Genomic DNA, 24345 nt, shown 5'->3' with positions numbered 1-24345 from the left:
ACATACGCGAGAATTGAACGAATGCGGCTGACGAAGAAATCTGCCGACTCATAGGTATTATATAGAGTATTTATCATAATTACGCTATGATAAGATCGTTGTTAATTCCTAAACTGTTCACCAAGGCACTTATTTCTCATCACATTAGTAGAGTGCTTACATACATAGGAAAGAGTACAAAATTAAAAAGAATACTTTTTTTCAATTCTTCAAATACAGACTTGAATTTTTAAGAAGAGTTGCTATAATTATATTTGTACTTTAAATAGGTATACGTTCCGAAGTAGCTCAGTGGTAGAGCAATCGACTGTTAATCGATCGGTCGTAGGTTCGAGTCCTACCTTCGGAGCCATTTTTTTGTCTTTGCTTCCATAGCTCAGTAGGTAGAGTGCTTCCATGGTAAGGAAGAGGTCACCGGTTCAAATCCGGTTGGAAGCTTCACTACAAATTATTTAAGGAAAAAACTTGTCTTAATGTCAGATATATGATATTATAGTTCTTGTCTGGTTTTTACATAAATGAGGAATAGTTTCACTTGAATGAATAATAGTAGTTCGAGATGGAAAGCTATACTGTACCAGCATTCATAAAACCCAGGAGGATTAGCTCAGCTGGGAGAGCATCTGCCTTACAAGCAGAGGGTCGGCGGTTCGAGCCCGTCATCCTCCACCATTATATTTATACGTAGCTTTGGAGGGGTAGCGAAGTGGCTAAACGCGGCGGACTGTAAATCCGCTCCTTAGGGTTCGGCGGTTCGAATCCGCCCCCCTCCACCAGTTTATTGGGGTATAGCCAAGCGGTAAGGCAATGGATTTTGATTCCATCATGCCCTGGTTCGAATCCAGGTACCCCAGCCAATCGTTTTTAAATTTCAAATAGCATGGGGCCTTAGCTCAGCTGGGAGAGCGCCTGCCTTGCACGCAGGAGGTCAGCGGTTCGATCCCGCTAGGCTCCATAAATAGTATAGTTAAACTCTTTCAATCAAAAGTTGAAAGAGTTTTTTTGTATAAAAAATGCTTTTCAAAATAGAGTAGTTTCCTTTATGATGAAATAAAAAAGTGAGGTGTACGATTTGACTGAGACATTAATCTATGGGGATGTGACTTTACGCCCGCTTCTAGTTTCAGATTGTGAACTATTGTGGGAACTTTATGAACCAGAGATATTTGAATTTATGTTAAATAGGATTGAAAGCAAAGAACAGCTAGAAAAGTGGTTGTATGCTGGTATTCATCAAATGAATGTGGATAGCACTGCTTTGGCATTTGTAGTTGAAAATACAAACACAAAAGAAATTATGGGGACCACTCGTATTTATGCGATGGATCAGTCGAATAATAGTTGCGAGATAGGTTCTACTTTCTATGGAAAACAATATCAGCGTACACATGTAAATACAACCTGCAAGTATATGTTGTTAAAGTATTGCTTTGAGCAAATGGGTATGAGTCGAGTTCAGTTTAAAACAGATGAATTAAATCTATCCTCTCAACGGGCAATCGAACGAATTGGCGGCGTAAAAGAGGGTATACTGCGTAATGAACGAATACGATCTAACGGGTCTGTTCGAAATGCGGTTGTATACTCTATTATTGAAAGTGAATGGTCGGAAGTGAAATACAAGCTTGTTCAATTAATGAATAAATATTCGTAATTATGCTTGGTTGAGCCAAACACCCTTTAGCATTTACAATGGGAGTAACAACTTAAGGGGGTATAAAATAATGAGTAAATTAAACATTTCAATTATAGGGGTTCCAATGGACCTGGGTCAAAATAGACGAGGCGTCGATATGGGACCAAGTGCAATACGATATGCGGGTGTAGTAGAAAGACTTCAAGAGCTTGGGCACTCCGTAGATGATGTTGGGGATATTGCGATTGGAAGAAGAGAGACATCTCAAAACACGAAATTACGTAATCTAGAAGAAGTAGTTGCAGCGAATACAATACTTGCTAATAAAGTTCATGATATTATTGGAGAAGGTAATTTTCCGATAGTACTTGGTGGTGATCATAGTATTGCTATAGGAACACTTGCAGGGTTAGCAGATCGTTATGACAACCTAGGAGTCATTTGGTATGATGCTCATGCCGATTTAAATACAGCTGAAACATCGCCTTCTGGAAATATCCATGGGATGCCACTTGCTGTAAGTATTGGCTTAGGTCATGAAGCGCTTGTGAATATTCGAGATTTTGCTCCGAAGATTAAACCAGAGAATGTCGTGATTATTGGTGCTCGTTCGGTTGATCCGGGAGAACGAGATCTTATTAAAGAAAAAGGGATTAAAGTATTCTCTATGCATGAAATTGACAAGCTTGGAATGTCGGAAGTAATGACTCAAACAATTCAGTATTTCAAGGATCGTAAAGTTGATGGGGTTCACCTTTCACTCGATTTAGATGGTTTAGATCCTTTATATACACCTGGGGTAGGAACTCCAGTAGCTGGAGGTATTACATACAGAGAAAGTCATTTAGCGATGGAAATGCTATATGCTTCAGAGATGGTTACTTCAGCTGAATTCGTAGAAGTAAATCCAATTCTCGATGAAAAAAATAAAACGGCTGATGTAGCGGTTGGATTAATGGGTTCACTATTAGGGGAAAGTCTTGTCTAAAAATTTTTTTTGTAATTAATAGTGCTCAAAATAGAAAGTTAAAACAAGTAAGGTATATCTCTGATAAGAAAAAGCGGACATCTAGTCTGCTTTTTTCTTTTTGAAAATCCACACAAAGATGGAAATGTTTGATAATATTAAGATATACAAAAAAAATGAAACCTGTTGATACCTTCATACGTATAGGTAAGACAGCCGCATGGAGCGGGGGCGAAATACACGATGGATGCGTTAGTGAACAAACGAATAAAACAGATATTAAAAGGCGATAAAGACGCATTCGCGGAGATTGTCGACCTGTATCAGCATAGGTTATATCAAGTATGTTATAGGATGCTTGGTAACCGTCACGAGGCAGAGGATATAGCTCAAGAGGCATTTGTCCGTGCTTTTATTAATATTCATACGTTTGATCAAAAAAGAAAATTTTCAACTTGGCTGTATAGAATTGCGACAAACTTATGTATTGATCGTATTCGGAAAAAGAAGCCGGACTACTACTTGGACGCTGAAGTAAGAGGTACAGAAGGTCTTGATATGTACTCACAAATAGCAACGTCTGATGAACTTCCTGAAGAAGAACTCATGAAGCTGGAACTACAGGACCGAATACAGTATGAAATTAGTAGACTTCCTGATAAATATAGATCCGCTATCGTATTAAAATATATGGAAGAATTATCTCTGCAAGAAATAAGTGAGATATTAGATCTGCCACTTGGAACAGTTAAAACAAGAATTCATAGAGGACGAGAAGCGCTTAGAAAACAGCTAAGCAGACAGCCTCATATCTAAAATAGGAGGGAATCAAGATGAATGCATGTCCAGAACGAATTGTTCACTTTATGCACGAATATTTAGATGGTGAAATCAGCCGTGAACATGAGCTGGAACTTAAATCTCATTTGCAAGCATGCGAAGCCTGTCAGGCACATATGCATGAGTTAAGTGATGTTGTTGCTTTCGTCAAAGGGGCTGCTCATATAGAAGCGCCAAATGATTTCAATCATTCTGTTATAGCTAGGTTACCGAAAGAAAAATCCCACGAAGGAGTAAGTAAATGGTTGCGACGTCATCCAGTACTTACAGCTGCTGCAATGTTCTTATTATTGATGAGTAGTGCACTTTTTACGAATTTTAATGATGAACAGCAGTTCTCCTTTACAAAACAAGAAAACGTTCTAGTAGAAGGAGAAACGGTTATTATACCTGAAGGACAAGTCGTTAAAGGTGATTTGGTTGTTCGAAACGGGGATGTTCAGATTGATGGAGAATTAGATGGAAACCTAACCATTATTAATGGTACTGCATATATGGCTTCAACCGCAAATATTACTGGCACTAGTGAGGAAATCAATGAAGCCTTTGACTGGCTATGGTACAAAATCAAAGATGGTGCAAAGGAAGTCGTTTCATTCTTTGAAAAAGATGAGACTAAATAACAGTAAGTCTATCCATATATATTTTGGGTAGACTTTTTTGATTCCAAAAGCGAGGGATTTTCGTAATTATGTTATACTTATCTAGAATGGATAAGTGATGAAAAGTGGGGGATGCCACATGTCGTTTATGGAGCAATTTACAGACCTAATGCCAGTAAACGTTATTGTAAATATTTTGGATGTCTTATTTGTATGGTTTGTTATTTACAAAGTTATTACCTTGATAAAAGGAACTAAAGCAGTTCAATTATTAAAAGGAATCTTTGTCATTGTCATTGCACGTGTTGTGACGGACTTTTTTGGCTTAAATACACTTGATTGGCTGTTGGATCGAGTAATTGAGTTTGGATTTTTAGCAATCATTATTATATTCCAGCCAGAAATAAGAAGAGCACTTGAGCAGATTGGTAGAGGTAAGTTATTCTCTAGAAGCACAATGCAATTGGAAGAAGAGCAAGGTCGCCTTATTACTGCGATGACGAAATCGATTAGTTATATGGCAAAAAGACGAATCGGAGCACTCATCTCCATAGAGAGAGAAACTGGTTTGACAGATTATATAGAAACGGGGATCCCGTTAAACTCCTATATTACATCAGAGCTTCTTATTAATATATTCATACCGAACACTCCACTACATGACGGAGCCGTTATTATAAAAAAAGATACCATTGCTTCAGCAGCCTCTTACTTACCTTTATCAGAAAGTCCTTTCATATCGAAAGAGCTAGGTACGAGGCATCGAGCTGCAATTGGCTTGAGTGAAGTGACGGATGCTATAACGATTGTTGTATCAGAAGAAACTGGTGCGATTAGTTTAACCTCCAATGGAGATTTACGAAGAGATTTATCGATAGCAGAATTTGAGTCCCATTTAACTCGCCTTTGGTTCCCGAAGGAGGAGCAGGTAACTTCTTCTAAATGGCTATGGAGGGGGAAACAAAATGGATAAGATGATGAACAATCCCTGGTTCTTGCGAATAATTGCATTAGTATTAGCAATTGCACTTTTTATAAGTGTGAGAAGTGAATTGGAAAGTGATAATACAAATGCAAGCAGCAAGGATGTTGATGTTATTCGTGATATACCTCTAGAGGTTTATTATGACGATGATAACCTAGTAGTTACCGGACCACCAAAGACAGTTAACGTCAACGTAGAGGGGCCAAGACAATTGGTGTTATCGGCAAAACTAATGAAAGACTTTAAAGTATTTGTAGATCTTAGAGATCTAACTATAGGTACTCATCGGGTCCCGATAGCTACGGAAAACTTCCCAGAAAATTTAAATGTTCGAACAGATCCGGTTTATGTCGATGTTGTAATTGAAGAACGTATTTCTCGAGAGTTTAGTGTAGAAACGGATATGAATGAAAGCCTATTAGCTGAAAATTATGTAGTGAAGTCATATGAGGTAAAACCACAAAAAGTAACAGTAACAGGAGCAAAAAGTGTTATTAATAGCATAGGTTATGTAAAAGCTACTATTTCAGGAGACCAAGGTATCAACAAGTCCTTTGAACAAGAAACGACTGTCAAAGTACTCGATCTTGACTTAAATAAGCTAGACGTCATCGTTGAACCAAATTCTGTTCAAGTAAGTGTAAAAATAGAAGAGTATAGTAAAGAGGTACCGATAGCTCTAGTGAAACAAGGTAAACCCAAAGAAGGGGTCACCGTAAATGGTCTAACTACAAAAACAGATGCAATTCGATTATATGGACCTAAATCAGTACTTGATAAAATAGATCAGCTAAATGTCGATGTAGATATAAGTAAAATCGAAAAATCTGGTAGCTTTAATATGAAATTAGCTTTACCAGAAGGAGTTACAAAAATATCAAAAGAGACAATAGAGATTACAGGAGACGTTACACTTGCTCCTGACTCTGAAACGGAAGAGGCAGACGAACAGGAAGAGCCAGTTTCCACAATTACAGAAAAGTCATTTGACCAAGTGCCGATTAATGTAAGAGGGTTGCCAGATAGGCTGGTAAGTAATTTTCAAAAACCAGCAGACGGCATTGTCTCGGTTGTTGCTAAAGGAACAGCAGAGGCTTTAGACAAGGTTCAATTAAACAATTTTTCTGTATATGTAGAAGCAACTAATTCGGAGGTGGGAGAAAGTGTTCTTCCAATCCAAATAGAGGGTTCATCTGAAATAGAGTGGGAAACTTCTGAACAAGAAGCAGTCCTTACGGTTAAAGAAGCTTAATAGGTTGTACAACAGGTTTTTAAGGAGAGAAGAATAAATGGGAAAATATTTTGGTACAGATGGAGTTAGAGGCGTTGCAAACTCAGAGCTAACACCAGAACTTGCATTTAAATTAGGTAGAGTTGGTGGATTTATACTAACGAAGGAAGTAACAGAACGTCCGAAAGTATTGATTGGTCGGGATACTCGTATATCTGGTCACATGCTAGAGGGTGCACTTGTGGCTGGCCTTTTATCTGTAGGGGTTGAGGTAATGCGTCTAGGAGTTGTTAGTACACCTGCAGTAGCTTATTTAACTAGAGCAATGAGTGCAAGTGCTGGTGTGATGATTTCTGCCTCTCATAACCCTGTGGCAGATAACGGTATTAAATTCTTTGGCTCAGATGGATTTAAATTAACTGATGGACAAGAGGAAGAAATTGAGCAGCTATTAGATAGTGATATAGATGAATTACCACGTCCAACCGGAGCAGGTGTCGGAACGGTATCTGATTACTTCGAAGGTGGTCAAAAATACATTCAGTATTTGAAACAAACCATAGATGAAGAATTTGTAGGGATCCATGTAGCCCTGGACTGTGCAAATGGTTCAACATCGTCTCTTGGAACGCACGTATTTGCTGATTTAGATGCCGACTTATCTACAATGGGATCTTCACCAAATGGATTGAATATTAATGATGGCGTCGGTTCTACACATCCAGAAAACTTAGCGAAGTTTGTTCTAGAAAAAGGAGCAGATGTTGGGCTTGCTTTTGACGGAGATGGAGATCGTTTAATTGCGGTAGATGAAAAGGGACAAATTGTAGATGGTGACCAAATTATGTATATTTGTGCCAAACATCTTCATGCAAATGGACGTCTAAATAACGGGACAGTTGTTTCCACTGTAATGAGTAATATGGGCTTCTACAAAGCATTAGAAACACAAGATATGACGAGCGTAAAAACTGCTGTTGGAGATCGATACGTAGTAGAAGAGATGAAAAAGAATGGCTTTAACCTAGGTGGGGAGCAATCAGGACATATTATTTTCCTTGATTATAATACAACGGGTGATGGCTTATTAAGTGGTTTACAGCTTGTGAATATTATGAAAATAACAGGTAAAAAACTTTCTGAGCTTGCTGCGGAAATGACTATCTATCCACAAAAGCTTATTAATGTACGAGTTACGGATAAGCACGCGGTAACGGAAAATGAGAAAGTGGCAACTATTATTAGTGAAGTAGAAAGTGAAATGGCTGGTAATGGTCGTGTCCTTGTACGTCCATCTGGTACAGAGCCGTTAGTTCGCGTAATGGTAGAAGCAGCAACCGAAGTGGAATGCGAAAACTATGTAAACCGAATCGTTGAAGTTGTAAAAGCTGAAATGGGTTTAGAAGAATAAGTTTAGAAAACCGACATATTTAGTATGTCGGTTTTTTTATGTAATCTGCTATACCCTCGAGTGGTTTTAGAACAACGGATCAAGGCAAAGGTGCCTTTAACTTCATTCTTTCAACGCTTTTCGATAACAGGATTTAGGTCAGTCCATGAAATACTATATCTAGAATTTACTTGTGTATTTCTAATGTTTACTAGAGCAAGTTTAGTGGAATAGTAAGAGAGAACAAACAATTAAGGAGTGAGGAAATGGCTAAAGTAGCAACATTAATCACAAATATGTTTGAAGACGTGGAATACACAGGTCCAGCACAGGCACTAAATGATGCAGGGCATGAGGTATTTGCTATTGAAAAAGAAGCAGGCAAAGAGGTAACAGGTAAAAACGGAGAAGCCACGGTGAAAATTGATTATGGCGTTGACGAAGTGAAACCTGAAGAATTTGACGCATTATTTATACCAGGAGGATTTTCACCGGATATTTTACGAGCAGATGATCGTTTTGTTCAATTTGCTAAGTATTTTATGGATGAGAAAAAACCAGTGTTTGCAATTTGTCACGGCCCACAATTACTCATCACTGCGAAAACATTAGATGGTCGAGACGCGACTGGATATAAATCGATTAAAGTAGACTTAGAAAATGCAGGGGTAAAATTCCATGATGAAGAAGTATTCGTTTGCCAAAACCAGTTGGTGACAAGTCGTACTCCAGATGATATTCCGGCGTTTAATAGAGAAATTGTTAAGCTATTAGGCTAGTTAAGCATCAGTCGGATAGCACATATATTAAAGTTAATCAAAATTTAAATGGATAAATTAAATAAGAGCATCTTCTAATTTTTAGAGGGTGTTCTTTTTTGAATTGCGAGAAAATTCATATATATTTTCTGAGTTTCTTTTATTATACTTAAGAAATCAAACCATACCTGTTAGGAAGGTATAAAAGGGAGTTATTATGGATTATTTACATCACCCGTTTCAAGGAAAACGTCATACGGTATTTGCGAAAAAGGGAATGGTTGCAACCTCCCAGCCTTTAGCAGCACAGGCGGGAATGGATATATTAAAAAAAGGCGGGAATGCAATTGATGCGGCAATTGCTACGGCAGCGGCACTTACTGTCGTAGAACCCACCTCTAACGGAATCGGTGGGGATGCTTTTGCGTTAGTATGGACAAAAGACAGGCTCTATGGGTTAAACGCTTCGGGTCCAGCACCACAATCTATCTCTATCGACGCGATAAGAGAAAAAGGGTATGACAAAATACCTGTTCACGGAGTTATTCCTGTGACCGTGCCAGGAGTTCCTGCTGCTTGGGCTGCATTGTCAGAAAGATTTGGGAAACTTTCACTTCAAGAAGTTTTAGAGCCTGCTATTCAGTATGCAGAGGAAGGGTATCCGTTAACTCCGATACTAGGAAAGTACTGGAAGCTTGCCTATAACAGATACAAAGCTACATTTACTTCAGAGGAATTTAATGCCTGGTTTGAAACCTTTGCACCCAATGATCGTGCTCCAGAAATAGGGGAGATGTGGAACTCACCAGATCACGCCCGTACTCTCCGAGCGATAGGAGAAACAAATGCTCGTGATTTTTATGAAGGTGAAATTGCAGAGAAAATCGATGAGTTTATGAGAAAGCATGGAGGTTATTTATGTAAAGATGATCTTCGTACATATAAGGTAGAATGGGTAAATCCTATTTCGGTCAATTATAAAGGTTATGATGTATGGGAAATCCCGCCGAATGGGCAAGGAATGATTGCATTAATGGCGCTCAATATATGCAAAAACTTGGCGGAACCAAAATGGCAAAGTATGGAGACACTTCATCATCAAATAGAAGCTATGAAGTTGGCTTTTACAGATGGTCAGGCATTTATAACAGATGTTGCTGAAATGCAGATTAGTGTAGAGCAGCTGTTATCAGAGGAGTACGCCAAAAATAGATCTAATGACATAAATGAAGAAGCAGCAAATCCAGAAATATATGACATCCCTAAAGGTGGGACTGTATATTTAGCTACTGCTGATGAAGAAGGTAATATGGTTTCTTATATCCAAAGTAATTATATGGGATTTGGTTCAGGAATAGTTATACCCAAAACAGGTATTGCCTTGCAAAATAGAGGACATGATTTTTCTTTAGAAGCGACTCACCCAAATGTGTTAAAACCAGGAAAAAGAACATTTAATACTATCATTCCAGGCTTCCTAAGCAAAAATGGTAAGGCAGTGGGTCCTTTTGGTGTAATGGGAGGATATATGCAGCCACAAGGACATTTCCAAATCGTGACGAATACAGTAGATTACCTGTTAAACCCACAAGCTGCACTAGATATGCCTCGGTGGCAGTGGATGAAGGGAAAAGTAGTTCATGTAGAACCGGAATTCCCAAGCTACCTTGTACAAAGTCTTATAGGTAAAGGGCATCAAATTCAAGTTGCTTCTGATGGTGGTAGCTTTGGTAGGGGGCAGATTATTTGGAGAAATGATGAAACAGGAGTTCTTCAAGGAGGAACCGAGTCTCGTACAGATGGATCAATTGCAGTTTGGTAAGTAATTTTGTCACTAGAGGGCTATTACTTTTGTAGTGGTCCTTTAAGTTGATTAAAACCCCCTGCACTCATTAAATTGACGAGCATACTATGAACATATATAATGTAGAAGTTGCCAATCTAGTATTGGTAGCCGCGTAGAAATGGAGGACAGGTAACGCGTAAAACACAGAAAACAATTATAGCGCCAGAGCTGAAGAAATTGGACGGAAAATCATCTTCAGCAGACGAGGTGGAGGTTATCGAAATTTCGGCGGATGCCTCCCGACCGTATTTGCCCGGTTGTTATTCTTTTTCATAAAACATTCGAGTGATCGGATGACAGGTGGAATAGAAGGCATTCTTAGCTTAATTGGCTACTACACCATGTGTAGGAAGCTTATTTTGACATGAATGTAAACGGAGGAATTTAGATTATGTGTGGAATTGTTGGTTATATTGGAGAAATTGATGCAAAGGAAATTTTATTAAAAGGGTTAGAAAAGTTAGAATACCGTGGCTATGATTCAGCAGGTATTGCAGTATTAAACGAAGATGGAGTAATGGTATTTAAAGAAAAAGGTCGCATTGCGGATTTACGTGACGTAGTAGATACAGAAGTAGGGGCGACTGTTGGAATTGGTCATACTCGCTGGGCAACTCATGGTGTACCAAACCATGAAAATGCTCATCCTCATCAAAGTACAACAAAACGTTTCACGTTAGTGCATAACGGAGTAATTGAGAACTACCATTTGATGAAGAAAGCTTATTTAGCAGACGTGGAAATGGCTTCTGAGACAGATACAGAAGTAATTGTACAGCTGATTGAGCGTTTCTCTAAAGACGGATTATCTACAATTGACGCACTTCGCAAAACATTGCATTTAATACATGGATCTTATGCTCTTGCATTACTTGATAATGAAGACGAAGATACAATTTATGTAGCGAAAAACAAATCACCGTTACTTGTAGGTGTTGGTGAAGGATTCAATGTTGTAGCTTCTGATGCAATGGCGATGCTTCAAGTAACAGAGCAATATGTTGAACTTCATGACCAAGAAATTGTAATCGTAAGCAAGGATTCTGTAGAAATTCAAACATTGGAAGGCACAACGGTTGAACGTGCTCCATACAAAGCAGAACTAGATATGAGCGATATTGAAAAGGGAACATACCCTCATTATATGTTAAAAGAAATCGATGAGCAGCCAGCTGTTATTCGTAAAATTATTCAAGCTTACCAAAATGAGCAAGGGGAACTTTCAATTGCCCCTGCAATTTTGACAGCACTTCAGGATGCTGATCGCCTGTACATCATTGCAGCTGGAACAAGCTACCACGGTGGGCTAATTGGTAAAGAATACTTTGAAAAAATTGCAGGTATTCCTGTTGAAGTGCATATTTCTAGTGAATTTGGCTACAATATGCCATTACTATCAGAAAAACCAATTTTCATGTTCTTAACTCAATCAGGTGAAACTGCAGATAGCAGACAAGTTCTTGTGAAGATAAAAGAATTAGGATACCCAACTATTACGATGACAAACGTACCGGGTTCTACTCTTTCTCGTGAAGCAGATCACACACTTTTACTTCACGCAGGTCCAGAGATTGCTGTTGCTTCTACAAAAGCATATGTAGCACAGGTTGCGGTATTAATGGTAACTGCTTCCGTATACGCACAATCTCAAGGAAAAACGCTAGAATTTGATGTTGTAAAAGAGCTAGGAATTGTAGCAAATGCTGTTCAAGCAATTGTAGATTCTAAGGAAGAGATGGAAGAAATCGCAAAAGAGTTTTTAGCAACTACTAGAAATGCCTTTTTTATTGGACGTAACGTAGACTTCTACGTAAGCCAAGAAGGTGCATTAAAACTTAAAGAAATTTCATATATTCAAGCAGAAGGCTTTGCTGGTGGAGAACTAAAACACGGTACAATTGCTCTTATCGAAGAGGGTACACCAATTATTGCTTTAGCTACCCAACAAGCAGTAAGCCTGAATATCCGTGGTAATGTGAAAGAAGTAGTTGCACGTGGTGCTAATCCATGTATTATTGCAATGGAAGGCCATGAGGAAGAAGGAGATCGCTACGTACTTCCAAAAGTAAACGAACTATTCGCTCCACTAGTAGCAGTAATCCCACTACAACTTATCAGTTATTACGCAGCCTTACACAGAGACTGCGACGTAGATAAGCCTAGAAACCTGGCGAAGTCAGTAACTGTGGAGTAGGTTAAAGGTTATATAACTTTAATTGTAGAGATGTCCAGTTACATCATAGTTGGTAACTTTACAACATAGTTGGTAACCTTACAACATAGTTAGTAACTTTACAACATAGTTGGTAACTCAAGCAGATAGATACTACTATTTCAAAATAATATATTAAAGCATGAAAATGGTTAGAAATCTATATAACAAAATTATTGTTAAAGACAGCCTGTGGATGCTACAAAACCACAGGCTGTCTTTATTTTCCATTTCAGTGTTAGTATTAAATAAAGTTTGATATTTTAAATCAAGACGGGTTACTTTGTTTATTTGCTTTTTTTAGGGTTAAAAGGATATCTTTAATCAAACTTTATTTTAAAGTTACAACAGAAAAGTGTTATTCTTTCATGGTGTGATATTCATCGCCAATTTCAAACAAACCGAACACTTCAAGCGTGATTTTGGATGATGTTGCATGAAGGATGTAATTACGAGTAGAACGAATTCATAAGACCTTAAACTTCTGTTAGAGGTACTTGTGTTTTTGGGGGACCTGGTGAAAACCCGCTACAATTCTCTTTCACAAAGGACTCAAAAAAATCTAGTTCCTTTTTCTTTTAATAAAATATCTCAAATATAGTAGAACCAGATTAAAAATTGGGTAGTATACCTAATCAATATTGCATGTAAAGGATTTAAAAGTTAATGATATAATCGTACTTAAAGAGAAAAAAATAAATATCAGGAGTTATTGTATGAAGTTTGATTGGGGAGTTTAAACTTACTTCTTAATCCTCCATTGTATTCCAGCCATTTTTCTTTTTCTCGCTCTACTGCTCGGTTTTGCCATTCAAACCACACATATTCACACTCGCTACAATGACTTTCTACACCGTTATTATTACTTACATCTCTCCGAGTAAATATGCTCTTTTTACGACAACTGTAGCAATAGATTACTTTATCATCATCTTTTTTTAACATAGATAATTTTCCCTCCTATTTACAATATTTATTGTCCATTAATAGACTCCTTATTCTTTAACCGAAATATTTTTATTTGTTTATGTTAATTATTAATAGCGTCGAGGCCACATCCACAAAAAAAAGGACCAAATTGAGTCCTTTTTTTGCTTATAAGTAAATGGGGTCTATATTTAGATGTGCTAACTCCTGAAGTACTTCACTAGAAATAACAGGAACATTAATAAATAGGTTCTTTTTTGCTCTACTTAATGCGACATAGTAAACGCGGTGATCTTCTTTACTCATATCAGGTGTAAGCAAAAATTCAAGGCTCTTTTCACTATTGGTCTCTGGAATCACAACAAGAACATTGTCAAATTCATCGCCCTTTGACTTGTGGATAGTCTTAAACACACTTATATCATCAGAAATTTTGACTTCTATTGCTGCTCTCTTATAAAGTAATTGTTCATAGTAGCCTTTCACCTTTCCACTCGAAATTTTTCCTTTAACTCCATAATGACCAAAAATGTAATTGTTATAAAAATCTTTAATATTTCCATCGCAAAAATTATTATATGCTTCTAAGAGTCTTTTCAGATTGCTAAATGCTTTCTTATCTGAAAATCCATCAATCTTTCTGTAAGCTTTTTTCATAAATTTGATGGCATCTTGTAACTTTAATTGCTTCCCGTATTCAATTGCATGGATAATATAATAAATCATCCATCCTCTAGAACTATCTCCAAAAATCAAATCGATTCCCTCCGTGTTATTACCCTTGAAATCATATTTAATAGCATTAGTTTCATTATTTCGGTAAGCCAATGTATAGAAACTGTTAATCCCAAGAGTTTGAGAAACATACTTATGTGCTGTAAATGAACTTCCAATTAGTAATACTGGAATCTCGCCAACCTTTTTGTCTGGACTACATTGATTAAAGTCTCTTTGGGATCGTATATGATTTAGTATTTTGATGATTTGTTCAGTAGAGCGATGATTGTTTTCTAAATAATGAAGGGACATACCATCAAGTTTAAATTGATCAAACAAATTATCATCAGTACCTTGAAATGAGAATATGGCCTGACAAGGATCTCCAATAACCCCGATTACCGTTTCTTTCTCCGCAATTAATTTAATGATTTCAGCTTGTAGAGGACTTGTGTCTTGAAACTCATCTAGTAGAATATAAGGGAATTTTGCTCTAATAACTTCTCTTATTTCATTTTTTTGAAGTAGAAGCAAATATGAAAAGTATAGAACATCATCATGACTCAAAAGTCCATTTTCCCAGCATAATTCTTTATAAACTAAGTATGAATTTTTCTTGATATTATAGCGTCCAACCTTGGATTGGTATACTTTGAGAAAATTCAGTTCTATTGTAGTTCCATTTAACATCCACATTAAATTTCCCAAAGAATGAGCTAGATCCTTATTGAGACTCTCATCAAAATGTTGTTTACTTCTAGTTTTGTATTCTTGAAGTAAAGACCTTCCTAATTTAACTTCTTCGTGCCCGTCTAAATGTTCAACAGGAAAAGGACAATCATCTAACATCCACAAATACGGTTTTAAAACATGTTTGTAAAGAAAGCTATGTATAGTGCTTACCTCAACATCTTCAGCTGTATCTTTCAGACGACTTTTTAAGGTTTCTACACCGATATTAGTGTAAGTAATACAAGCAACTTTTTTAACTTTCGATAGCTTTTTTGATTGATTTAAAATCCAGTGAATATGACGAGTTAGAAACGTGGTTTTTCCTGCACCTGGACCTGCATAAAGCTTGAAGTGATTGTCAATTGGTATATTTCCATTACTATCGTTTAGCTTTACTGCTTTTGACAAATCCATGTTATCGCCTCTTTAATGTAGTCTGGGGGACTAATTTTTTCTTTATTACTTGTAGCAACAACATAAGCTAATTCCTGTGCTACTTGGCCCTTTTTTATAGAATTTAAATATCGTCCGGCTATTATTTTAGCTTTTATTTTTTCCGCTTTTTTAGGTTCATTAAATATTTCACCACTAACATATTCTCTAACTTCCTTTCCATAATTATTTTCGCTTAATATATCTGTAATATCTTGAATCGACTTCCCATCCTTTAAAGCGCTCATTAATCGTTTTATTTCTTCTATATTAGAGACTGATTCTGTTAGTAGGCTTTCAGTAGTAATATTTTTCAATAATAGGTCATATTCAAATGTAGAACTTTCCTTTTCTTTTTGGCTAAATACTTTAATTAAATCTTGTTTATTATTTTTTCTTTTATCAATCAAAGTATTCGAATATGATTTATATTCATAGTTATTTGGAGCAACGTCAATAAACAATGGTGAACAAGCAACCCAAGAAGCACCCTTTTTTCTTTCTTTTCGGACGGGATCTAGGTCTGTAATACATGCAACCTTTTTCTTAATAGCATACTCGCTCTTTTCTTGATCAAACAATTTTAAAAAGTGATCAAAGTACCGACCACCAATATTAATGATTGAAGTATGAGTATCCACTAGATCAAAATCCAACTTTTTTGCAAACTCTGGAACTAACAACAACTCTGCTAAGCCCTCCACCAAAATTAAACTGTTTGCAAAGAACATATCTGCTTTTGTCACATCAATAAAACGTTTTACGTAATTTTTCGATTTTTGGTCTTCTGTACTTGCAGTAAATACTCTCCCTGGATAAGCGACATGAACATTTTCCTGCTCTTTTTGCAATACAATGATATCATCCAATTCAACAGCTGCAGTTATATTTGGTGAATGAGAGGTTATAAAAATTTGATTTACTTGAGAACTTTGGTTTTCTTTTAAGAACTTCAAAAACTTATATTGCATATTAGGATGTAAATGGGCTTCAGGCTCTTCAATAGCTAAAATTGAATAGACCTTTGCATTTGAGCCTAAGTAATCCCCTGACGCATCTTTCTGCATTTTTGCCAGCAGAAGAGAAATGTAAATCAAGTTATTATAGCCAAGACCATTATGTATAGCAGGAAGTTTAATACCCGTTTCACTTTCTATAATTAGTTTAAGAGCAGAATATAGTTCTGTATCTAATATCGTCCCATCAAAAGATGGCTTCATACCTCCAAATCCAGCTCCAGTATCTTCAACGTATTTAAGCATGTGAATGTTTCCTTCACTCATCCGAGCTTGCAATGAAGTAATCAAAAGTTGTGCATCAGTTGAAAAAGCTTTCTTCTTAGCTTTTATTTGTTTTATTTTTTCATCTTTGTTAAGTTTTTCATCAATCTTAATCTCGTAGTCCATAAAAAAGTCGATTACTTCTTTTAATAAGGTATTTCTTCCAGTGAAAAGATCACGTTCAACATCCCTAATGGCAGTTAAGAATTGAAAGTCAAATTTATTTATGTTTTCTGGATCAATTAGGTTTTTTTGTTCTGGATTTCCTACATAAATCTTTTGTGTGTATTTTCTCAAAAAAATGTTACGAATGACATTCCAGTATTCTTCAGTTTGATTTACATCTATGTCAGACATCGTTTTTACGTAAGAATCCACTTCCTTATCTGGTAGGTAGAACTCGTAAGTAATGCAAGCTTCATATGGACTCTCAATTTTAGTAAGCCAGGTTGATACAGTTACAAGGTCATCAGAGTATTCAGGTTCCTCTAGCGACTCAACTAATTTTGCTGAAATTATTATTTTTGGAGGAGCCTTTTTTAATTCTGTAGTTGTAATAGTTCTATTAAAATCATCAACAGATAAACGTTTGTTCTGTTGATTATCAAATAACAATTGCAATGCTTTAATAATTGTTGTCTTTCCAGCATTATTTTGACCTATTATCACATTAGTACCTTCGTGAAATTCAATTGTTGTTCTAGAATTAAATGTTCTAAAATTCTCGATACTTAATTCAGCGATATACATTTTCAATTCATCCTTTTCTTTAGACTTATAAGCTACATTAAAAATTTATAAAGAAGATAAACATAATAAAATAAGGATTTGTATTAATATTTTTATCCTTTCAACATAGAACTTTGCAAAAGGATTATTAAAGGTTTCCCACTCTTGGAGCAAACAAAGGATTTATCAAATGCTTTAAATAGGAATCCGTTATTTTGCCTTAAACTATATCTTTTAATTTAAAGTTCCTACTATTTTTAAAATAGTGTTTTAAAATAGTGTTTTAAAATAGTCTATTAAGGTTATTATACTACATATAAAATAAACATTTAGATTTTTCTGATAAGTAAAATTCAGAGTGAAAATTATTAAAACTATTATTGAGGTGCATAATGGAATACCGTTATGTGCCTTTTATTATATTGGGGGTTGTTAAATGAGTAATAGCAGTATTAGTAAGTCACATTTAAATCGTTTGAGTGATGGCAGGGGCCAGGGGAGAGGGAAAGACTATGTACCTTTTATACAAGCCAATGACAATAAGGTAGCTTCTGAGGGATGGTTGACAAGGACGCATGGATGGAAAACAAGGAGAATACATCATACTCTATCCAAACATGAATACCAATTTCTTCTTGTTCAAGAATGGGCAGACTGTGTTGTAGATATTAGAGAACAGTATCCGTTGACCCCAATAGAAATGACTATTGAAATTGCGGATAAATTAAATATTCGCCATCCACATTACAAAGGTGAGAAGGTAATTATGTCAACGGATTTTATGTTAAGTGTAGTAAACGAAGACGGGGAAATAACTGATGTAGCTAGAACTATAAAACCAGTGACTAAGCTTACAAAGAGAACATTAGAATTATTTGAAATAGAGAGACGATATTTCCTAGAGATGGGTATAAGTTGGAAAATGGTTTTTGATAAACCAAAACCAATAAATATGATTAAAAACATAGACTGGATGTATGATGCAAAATTTTTAGGTACACGGCCAGGTGTTGACTCAGAAGTTATAGATTTAGTTGCTGATCCTTTACTTAAAACCCTTTTCTCTTGTAGCCCAAAAGATTCTATAAGTAAAAATTGTTTGAAATGCGATATGAAACTTGGGTTGGAGGCTGGTACATCTTTATATATTGTTCAGCACATGTTGGTAAATAAGTTATGGAAAACAGATATGAATCTGCTTATAAGGGAAAATAGACCTCTAAGTTTGATTGTTGATAGACAGTAGTATTAAAAAAATGAGGTGAATTTGTATGCAATTATTTGAAAATACCATAATACAATTTGAAAATATTTCCGACCAAGAATTAGTGTTGGAAAGAATATTATGGATTTCTGAGGATCGTAGTAAAGTAGTTCTTATGAATATAATGAATAGGAAAAAAATGCAATTTCCCTATTTTCGCTCGTATCAAGATTTAATTCAACTAATTGAAGATGGAGTTGCAAGCACATATAATTTAGAGCCTGATATAAGGTTGATTAAAGCCAATCAGGAATATTCGAAGAGGCATATTGATAACAGAGATATTAAGTGGGAGATAATAAAGTCAATAGTTATGAAAGAACCAGAGATATACTATCCAGAATCTAGAGGTTTAATGGTTAGAGAGGTAATGAAAATTACAGGAAAACAAAGAAAAACTATTCATGAATGGATAAAAAAATACTGGTTTTATGGAAAATCAATTAATGGTCTATTAAATAATTACTTTGATTGTGGGGTAAATAAAAGACAATACTCTGATAAGAAAGCTGGTCCAAAAGCTGAAGATGGAAATGAGTATATTATCCGTGATGAAGACAAGGAAAATTTTCTATGGGCCATAAAAAAATTTCATATTGAACAAGGATTAACTATTACAGAAACCCATAAAAAACTTTTACAACATAGGTATAAAACGGGATTTTATCGAGAGTTTAACGAAATGGTCCCAATAGTAGAACCCGAGAAATGTCCAACATTAAGAATGTTTCGCTATTGGTATCAGAACAACTTTAACTCAAAGCAGAAATACAGTGCAAGGTATGGTGAGCGAAAAGCAGAGATGAATGCAAGAGCTTTTAAGGGTACACCAGAGGAAAATGTTCAAGGTCCAGGTGCTTATTATGAGATTGATTCGACTCCAGCAGATGTAATTCTTGTGTCGTTAGATAGAGAAACGGTAATAGGTAGGGCACATGTATATTTTGTCAAAGATGTTATGTCCAGAATGATTGTCGGTGTACACATTTGCATTACTCCATCTTGGGAAGAAGAAATGGTAGCTTTAGAAAATGCTTCTACTAATAAAGTAGAGTATTGTAAAAGGTTTGGAATAGAAATAACGGAAGAAGATTGGCCTTGCCTCCATTTGCCTAAATTTATTGTTGGAGACCGTGGAGAACATAAAAGTAGAAACTCAAATAATTTAGTGGATATTAATGTGAGAGTCGGAAACACACCTTCCTATCGTGGAGATTTTAAGCCATATATTGAACAACAATTTCGTAGATATAATGCAAGAATACGAGAATCCATACCCGTTAGTGCTGTTCGAAAGGAGCATCGAGAAAGAGGGGACAAGAACCCAGAGAACTACGCGGTCCATACAATCGAGGCTTTTTCGAAATTGACTATTTTATTTGTCCTTGAGTTTAACAAATCTGCTTTACCGGATGAATATCTAATGACGAGGGAAATGTTCGAGGAAAAAGTTGAATTGACTCCATTGGGAATATGGAACTGGGGATTAAAAAAGAATCTCCTCCACGAAATGCCACGAGATTTAATTAGATTAAAACTACTACCGAAAGGAGAAGGCATAGTAACAAGAAGCGGTATTACCTTTAAGAAAATGTCCTTTTCTTCGGATAGAGGTTTTGAGGAAAAGTGGTTTGAACAAGAGAGTATTTATGGACAAAAAAAGGTAGTTGTGAATTATGATCCTAGAAATTGTAGTAGTATTTTTATTAGCTTAAAGGATGGAACATTTGAACCGTGCTTCCTAACACCAAAATTCAATGACTATAGGGATTTACACTTCAATGATGTTAAGGTGTTGTTGAGTTATAAGAACAAACAGCTTAAACAGCTAAAAAAACAACGGGTAAATATAGAGGGTCCCCTAGATGCTGTTGCAGAAAGTTTATCTTTATCTGAGAAAGAGAAAACAAAAGAGGCACAAAGAGGTATGCCGAAATCTGGAAAGTTTAAGAATAAGCGACTTGCACGTAATTTAGACAAGAGGATGACTTCTAGTGAGGATGCATGGACTACAGTTAAGAGAGAGGAAGATATTAAACAGGTAAGTAATGAAGTCTCAAGTAATAGTGAAAATACAAATCGTCAATCCGAAATTACAAAAATGACAGAAATGCAGCTTTTCTTAATGTCTAAAAACAAGGAGAGACGAGAAAATCGTGGAAATGAAAAATGATCGTTTTATCTATTTAAAGGGCTATCAAGTAAGAGCAGAATATAAGGAACAAATTGTCCCTGAAAGTATAGGGAATCCTTTTATCGAGGCACTTCCTAATCGTTTATCACGAGAAGAACTCTATGATCTACTTTATTCAGTTCCAAGGTTCAATGGTAATATAGATGGCCTCGATGATGAGGATAGAATTGAATTGGTACAACAGATTAAGCCTAGTTTTTGGTTACCTCTTTCTTCTCATTTCAATAAATACCGGAACCTATATAGTATGATAAAAATCGGCTATCAATCAAGGAATCCGATGACTCCTCTATATCATAGGTATCTTTCTGTTGGATATGACAAAATATTAGAACATGGCACAGATGAGAAGGGGCTAAACCTCCTTGGACAAACCCAAACTGCTCAACAGTGCGCAGAAATTGGATTAAGTGGTATGGGAAAATCGAAGTCATACGACAAGCTTTTATCCTTGATTCCTCAAGTAATTCATCATACTAGCTACAAAAATAACCAATTAACTTGTAAACAAGTGGTTTGGTTAAAAATTGAATGTCCTAGTAATAAATCAATAGGTGCTCTATGTCGGAATTTTTATACAGCTGTTGATGACTTGTTGGGCACTACTTACTATGAGGATTTAGCTGAGAAGGATGGCAGAATTGAAGTATTAGCAAAGCGTATGGCAAAAGTTGCAGGTTTAATAAATTTGGGCATTTTAGTAATTGATGAAATCCAAAGAGTAAACCGTGCTCATTCAGGCGGAGATGAAAAAATGATTGATTTCATTACGGAACTTACTAATTCTATAGGTATTCCAATTGTCATTATAGGAACTTTTAAAGCTCTTTATATTTTTAAATCGAGCTTAGCCAATACCCGTAGGGGAGTATCTAATAGCTATGGAGAAAATATAACGGACAGAATGAAAGATGAATGGGAATGGGAACAGTTTATTGAGAGTTTATGGGATCTGCAATATACCAAAAGCTTCACTGAAATTACACCTGAAATTAAATCTGCCATGTATTATCATACGATTGGAATTCCTGATTTTGCGGTCAAACTATTTATGCATGTACAATCCCATGCAATTCTATATAGTGACACTGAAAAGATAGATGTTGAAATGATAGAAAGTGTTGCTAATAAAACTTTAAGACTGGTACAACCAATATTCGAACGTATTCGAAATGGAGAAGAAGTAAACGCTGATGAGTTCGATGATTTAAAACCTGACTGGATCTCGTTTAATAGTTATCTTATGGATATTCGTCACCGTATACAAATAGACGGTCAGATGTCGGAAGAGCATAAAAGAATTTTATTGCAAAGAAATAAGAGAATCTTAATTGAACAATTAACTAGCTTTGCGACAAGGATGGGTTGTACAGAAGAAGAAGCTAAAAAGTATGCAATAAGAGTTGAACGAGAAAACAATGGTTCACAGGATAATGAGCTGTTGTATGCTGAAATGGCAAAGTTAGTATTGGAAAACAACAGTATTGTAACGAGCGAAGAGGTTACTGGAAAATCAAGTAAAAGCAATAAGAGAAGGAAGAAAAACCTGGAAGAATACGATCACGATGATTTAAGGTTCGTGGTCTTTGAAGGTTTAAATACTAATAAAACCACTGATGAAGCACTTCGAGATGCTGGACTTGTTAGTTTATATGAGGAATTCGTTTTAGGGAAAGAGGAGACTTGATATGAGCAATATCATATCTTTCCCAACTACTTTTCCAGATGAAGATTTTAGGAGTATTTTATATAGATACCATTTACGTTCCCCACATAGATCTTATCTAAAAAATAGAAAAGAATTATTAGGAAAAGCATATTCTACTATGGTTATGTACCCTGAAAATTTAATTCATGTTATTAATGGGCTAGGAGTTTCTGAAGAATTTATAATAAATCTTATTGATAATCACACATTCTATCCTCTTTTTCGACCTTTTGTTAATAAAGACTTACATAATACTATAACCAATGTATTTTACAATTCTAGTGGCGGTTTAAGCATGAAAATTAAAACACTGGAAAACCAGTTTTTATCAAATAGTATTAGGTATTGCCCGACTTGCCTAAATGATGATTATGAAAGGTTCGGAGAAGTATATGCGCACAGAACACATCAATTTTCTTTTTTAACCGTTTGTCCTATTCACGAAACAAAACTCGTTTATAGTTGCTCTCACTGCGACATACCCTTTGCAAGCAGTAATGCTAATTTAATGTTAACCGAGCCCAAGTGTCCGAATGGCCATGAGATTAATGAAAATACTAAAGAATGGATGGACACCAATAAATATGAATTCCTAGATGATATTAAAGCACTTATGTCGTATAACACCTTAACATTAAACTATGTCTATCAACAACTAATGGTTCGCCTAGGAAACAGAGGATACATTCATTTTAAAGGAGATACTATTTTTAAGAAGGACCTTATTTCTGATATGGTTGATTACTATGGGAAAGAAGTTTTAATTGAGTTAGGATTGAATGTTAATGAACTTTTGAGAGTAATGCCTAGTTTATTCGCACCAGATGATTTGAGGAAGCATACAATATTTTACATTTTATTAATGCGTTTTCTTTCTGGGAATACAGAGAACTTCTTAAAACAGGATGAAACTTATTTCTTTCCATTACCATTCGGAAATGGTCCATGGGTATGTAATAATCGAATATGTCCCCAGTATAATCAAAGGGTAATAAATATATGTAGAAGAAAAGTTCATGAGTGGATTACTGGCTATTTTACTTGTAATTATTGTGGAATGACTTATTATAGAAAAGGTTTTCCCCATTTGGAAGATGAAACTCTATTTTCAATTGAAACAATGGGTGCATTATTTATTAATCAGGCAACAAAGTATATTAACAAAGGGTATACTATTACTCAAACTGCAGAGTTCCTTCGTTCAAATAGAACAACTGTTAGAAAGTATTTGAAGCTTTATAAGAAGGAAAATGAAAGTAATCTGTTAACAATAAACCAGAATAATGGACACAAAGAGATTTTGCAAGGAAAACTTGAGGTAGCGGTAACAGACAACAATTCAAAGTTAGAACTATGTAAAGAGACTGTTCTCGAAGCTATTAGTATTTTAGGTAAGCGAGCAAATAGACCTCAAATTAGAAAATACAATATTCATCGATACGATTGGGGAATGAAGCATGATCGTACTTGGATGGAACTTCATTTGCCACCAAAAAGAAAATTACCTAAAATGCTGAATTTAGAATCTTTAGATGATGAAATGTATCAACTAGTTTCAGCAGCTGTAGATAGATTGTGGGAAAATCCACCTGAAACGAAGATTACCAAAACTTCAATATTTAAAACAATACCAAGTTTTGTGCAGAACCGTTGTTATAGATTTAGTGAGTATCTTCCAAGGACAATACATTTAATAGAGCGTAGCTTAGAAACAGACGATCAATATTTAATTCGTATTTTCCCGAAAGTAGTTAAGTGGTTTAAAGAATCCAGGTATAAAAATTTATCGTTAAAATTGATTCAAAATAGATTTAAAATGTATAAAAAGAGTTCACTTACGGTTATACAATGGTTAGAGGATCAAATCGATCAAATTAACTCGTCGTAAGGAGCAT

At 35.6% G+C, this 24345-nt stretch carries 17 protein-coding genes and 6 tRNA genes; 20 read left to right on the top strand and 3 right to left on the bottom strand.

Annotated elements, in window-relative coordinates; genetic code table 11:
- Positions 1-277 precede the first annotated feature (277 nt).
- The 16 genes from MKY29_RS20830 (at position 278) to glmS (ending at position 12449) form a co-directional block, all read left to right on the top strand.
- Positions 278-352: transfer RNA gene (locus MKY29_RS20830), tRNA-Asn, on the top strand.
- A gap of 13 nt (positions 353-365) precedes the next feature.
- Positions 366-438: transfer RNA gene (locus MKY29_RS20825), tRNA-Thr, on the top strand.
- A 158-nt stretch (positions 439-596) separates the two neighbouring features.
- Positions 597-672 (top strand) — tRNA-Val (locus MKY29_RS20820).
- A gap of 20 nt (positions 673-692) precedes the next feature.
- Positions 693-776, top strand: a tRNA-Tyr gene (locus tag MKY29_RS20815).
- Between the two features lie 6 nt (positions 777-782).
- Positions 783-857 (top strand) — tRNA-Gln (locus MKY29_RS20810).
- Positions 858-882: 25 nt separating this feature from the next.
- Positions 883-955 (top strand) — tRNA-Ala (locus tag MKY29_RS20805).
- A 108-nt stretch (positions 956-1063) separates the two neighbouring features.
- Complete coding sequence (locus tag MKY29_RS20800; protein ID WP_340880681.1) at positions 1064-1654, top strand: GNAT family N-acetyltransferase; 591 nt, start codon at positions 1064-1066, stop codon at positions 1652-1654.
- Positions 1655-1724: 70 nt separating this feature from the next.
- Positions 1725-2624, top strand: a complete 900-nt coding sequence (gene rocF / locus MKY29_RS20795) for an arginase (RefSeq protein ID WP_340880680.1) — start codon at positions 1725-1727, stop codon at positions 2622-2624.
- Between the two features lie 222 nt (positions 2625-2846).
- Entirely contained in the window at positions 2847-3419 is a 573-nt protein-coding gene (gene sigW / locus MKY29_RS20790; RefSeq protein WP_090565748.1) for an RNA polymerase sigma factor SigW, read from the top strand.
- 17 nt (positions 3420-3436) lie between these two features.
- A complete protein-coding gene (locus MKY29_RS20785; RefSeq protein WP_340880679.1) occupies positions 3437-4066 on the top strand; it encodes a zf-HC2 domain-containing protein in 630 nt (209 codons plus the stop codon).
- Positions 4067-4184: 118 nt separating this feature from the next.
- Entirely contained in the window at positions 4185-5018 is an 834-nt protein-coding gene (cdaA, locus tag MKY29_RS20780; protein WP_090565752.1) for a diadenylate cyclase CdaA, read from the top strand.
- Positions 5011-6282, top strand: coding sequence for a CdaR family protein (locus MKY29_RS20775; RefSeq protein WP_340880678.1), 1272 nt, complete (start codon positions 5011-5013; stop codon positions 6280-6282). The genes cdaA and MKY29_RS20775 overlap by 8 nt, the downstream gene beginning before the upstream one ends.
- Positions 6283-6319: 37 nt before the next feature.
- Positions 6320-7672, top strand: coding sequence for a phosphoglucosamine mutase (gene glmM, locus MKY29_RS20770; protein WP_093496730.1), 1353 nt, complete (start codon positions 6320-6322; stop codon positions 7670-7672).
- A gap of 245 nt (positions 7673-7917) precedes the next feature.
- Entirely contained in the window at positions 7918-8430 is a 513-nt protein-coding gene (locus MKY29_RS20765; protein ID WP_090565758.1) for a type 1 glutamine amidotransferase domain-containing protein, read from the top strand.
- Between the two features lie 196 nt (positions 8431-8626).
- Positions 8627-10231, top strand: a complete 1605-nt coding sequence (locus MKY29_RS20760) for a gamma-glutamyltransferase family protein (RefSeq protein WP_093496729.1) — start codon at positions 8627-8629, stop codon at positions 10229-10231.
- Between the two features lie 415 nt (positions 10232-10646).
- A complete protein-coding gene (gene glmS, locus MKY29_RS20755) occupies positions 10647-12449 on the top strand; it encodes a glutamine--fructose-6-phosphate transaminase (isomerizing) (RefSeq protein ID WP_340880676.1) in 1803 nt (600 codons plus the stop codon).
- A 720-nt stretch (positions 12450-13169) separates the two neighbouring features.
- Here the strand turns inward: glmS and MKY29_RS20750 are convergent.
- The 3 genes from MKY29_RS20750 to MKY29_RS20740 all read right to left on the bottom strand — a co-directional run bounded on the left by MKY29_RS20750 (position 13170) and on the right by MKY29_RS20740 (position 17305).
- Positions 13170-13412, bottom strand: coding sequence for a hypothetical protein (locus MKY29_RS20750; RefSeq protein WP_169360605.1), 243 nt, complete (start codon positions 13410-13412; stop codon positions 13170-13172).
- 150 nt (positions 13413-13562) lie between these two features.
- A complete protein-coding gene (locus tag MKY29_RS20745) occupies positions 13563-15257 on the bottom strand; it encodes an ATP-dependent helicase (protein ID WP_169360604.1) in 1695 nt (564 codons plus the stop codon).
- Positions 15236-17305, bottom strand: a complete 2070-nt coding sequence (locus tag MKY29_RS20740; RefSeq protein ID WP_169360603.1) for an ATP-dependent nuclease — start codon at positions 17303-17305, stop codon at positions 15236-15238. The genes MKY29_RS20745 and MKY29_RS20740 overlap by 22 nt, the downstream gene beginning before the upstream one ends.
- Positions 17306-17720: 415 nt before the next feature.
- On the opposite strand from MKY29_RS20740, the gene MKY29_RS20735 reads away from it, so the two are divergent.
- Genes MKY29_RS20735 through MKY29_RS20720 form a run of 4 tightly spaced genes read left to right on the top strand, consistent with a single transcriptional unit; the run spans position 17721 to position 24338 of the window.
- Entirely contained in the window at positions 17721-18530 is an 810-nt protein-coding gene (locus tag MKY29_RS20735; protein ID WP_169360602.1) for a TnsA endonuclease N-terminal domain-containing protein, read from the top strand.
- Positions 18531-18555: 25 nt separating this feature from the next.
- A complete protein-coding gene (locus tag MKY29_RS20730; protein ID WP_169360601.1) occupies positions 18556-20721 on the top strand; it encodes a Mu transposase C-terminal domain-containing protein in 2166 nt (721 codons plus the stop codon).
- Positions 20711-22429 carry an ATP-binding protein gene (locus MKY29_RS20725; RefSeq protein WP_169360620.1) on the top strand — a complete coding sequence of 573 codons (1719 nt, stop codon included), beginning with the start codon at positions 20711-20713 and terminating at the stop codon, positions 22427-22429. The genes MKY29_RS20730 and MKY29_RS20725 overlap by 11 nt, the downstream gene beginning before the upstream one ends.
- Position 22430: 1 nt before the next feature.
- Positions 22431-24338, top strand: a complete 1908-nt coding sequence (locus MKY29_RS20720) for a TnsD family Tn7-like transposition protein (protein WP_169360600.1) — start codon at positions 22431-22433, stop codon at positions 24336-24338.
- Positions 24339-24345: the final 7 nt, after the last annotated feature.

Origin of the sequence: Psychrobacillus sp. FSL K6-2365 (assembly GCF_038003165.1) — a bacterium.
Classification (GTDB): Bacteria; Bacillota; Bacilli; order Bacillales_A; family Planococcaceae; genus Psychrobacillus; species Psychrobacillus psychrodurans.
The sequence above is the reverse complement of the archived record's forward strand: the minus strand, read 5'-3'. Positions and strand labels throughout refer to the sequence as shown.

Bases quoted from the DNA above. Each gene is read 5' to 3' on its own strand.
- cdaA (WP_090565752.1), top strand. From the start codon at position 4,185: ATGTCGTTTATGGAGCAATTTACAGACCTAATGCCAGTAAACGTTATT.
- MKY29_RS20730 (WP_169360601.1), top strand. From the start codon at position 18,556: ATGCAATTATTTGAAAATACCATAATACAATTTGAAAATATTTCCGAC.
- sigW (WP_090565748.1), top strand. From the start codon at position 2,847: ATGGATGCGTTAGTGAACAAACGAATAAAACAGATATTAAAAGGCGAT.
- MKY29_RS20760 (WP_093496729.1), top strand. From the start codon at position 8,627: ATGGATTATTTACATCACCCGTTTCAAGGAAAACGTCATACGGTATTT.
- MKY29_RS20725 (WP_169360620.1), top strand. From the start codon at position 20,711: ATGAAAAATGATCGTTTTATCTATTTAAAGGGCTATCAAGTAAGAGCA.
- MKY29_RS20765 (WP_090565758.1), top strand. From the start codon at position 7,918: ATGGCTAAAGTAGCAACATTAATCACAAATATGTTTGAAGACGTGGAA.
- MKY29_RS20720 (WP_169360600.1), top strand. From the start codon at position 22,431: ATGAGCAATATCATATCTTTCCCAACTACTTTTCCAGATGAAGATTTT.
- MKY29_RS20735 (WP_169360602.1), top strand. From the start codon at position 17,721: ATGAGTAATAGCAGTATTAGTAAGTCACATTTAAATCGTTTGAGTGAT.
- MKY29_RS20745 (WP_169360604.1), bottom strand. From the start codon at position 15,257: ATGGATTTGTCAAAAGCAGTAAAGCTAAACGATAGTAATGGAAATATA.
- MKY29_RS20750 (WP_169360605.1), bottom strand. From the start codon at position 13,412: ATGTTAAAAAAAGATGATGATAAAGTAATCTATTGCTACAGTTGTCGT.
- MKY29_RS20740 (WP_169360603.1), bottom strand. From the start codon at position 17,305: ATGTATATCGCTGAATTAAGTATCGAGAATTTTAGAACATTTAATTCT.
- MKY29_RS20775 (WP_340880678.1), top strand. From the start codon at position 5,011: ATGGATAAGATGATGAACAATCCCTGGTTCTTGCGAATAATTGCATTA.
- glmS (WP_340880676.1), top strand. From the start codon at position 10,647: ATGTGTGGAATTGTTGGTTATATTGGAGAAATTGATGCAAAGGAAATT.
- MKY29_RS20785 (WP_340880679.1), top strand. From the start codon at position 3,437: ATGAATGCATGTCCAGAACGAATTGTTCACTTTATGCACGAATATTTA.
- glmM (WP_093496730.1), top strand. From the start codon at position 6,320: ATGGGAAAATATTTTGGTACAGATGGAGTTAGAGGCGTTGCAAACTCA.
- rocF (WP_340880680.1), top strand. From the start codon at position 1,725: ATGAGTAAATTAAACATTTCAATTATAGGGGTTCCAATGGACCTGGGT.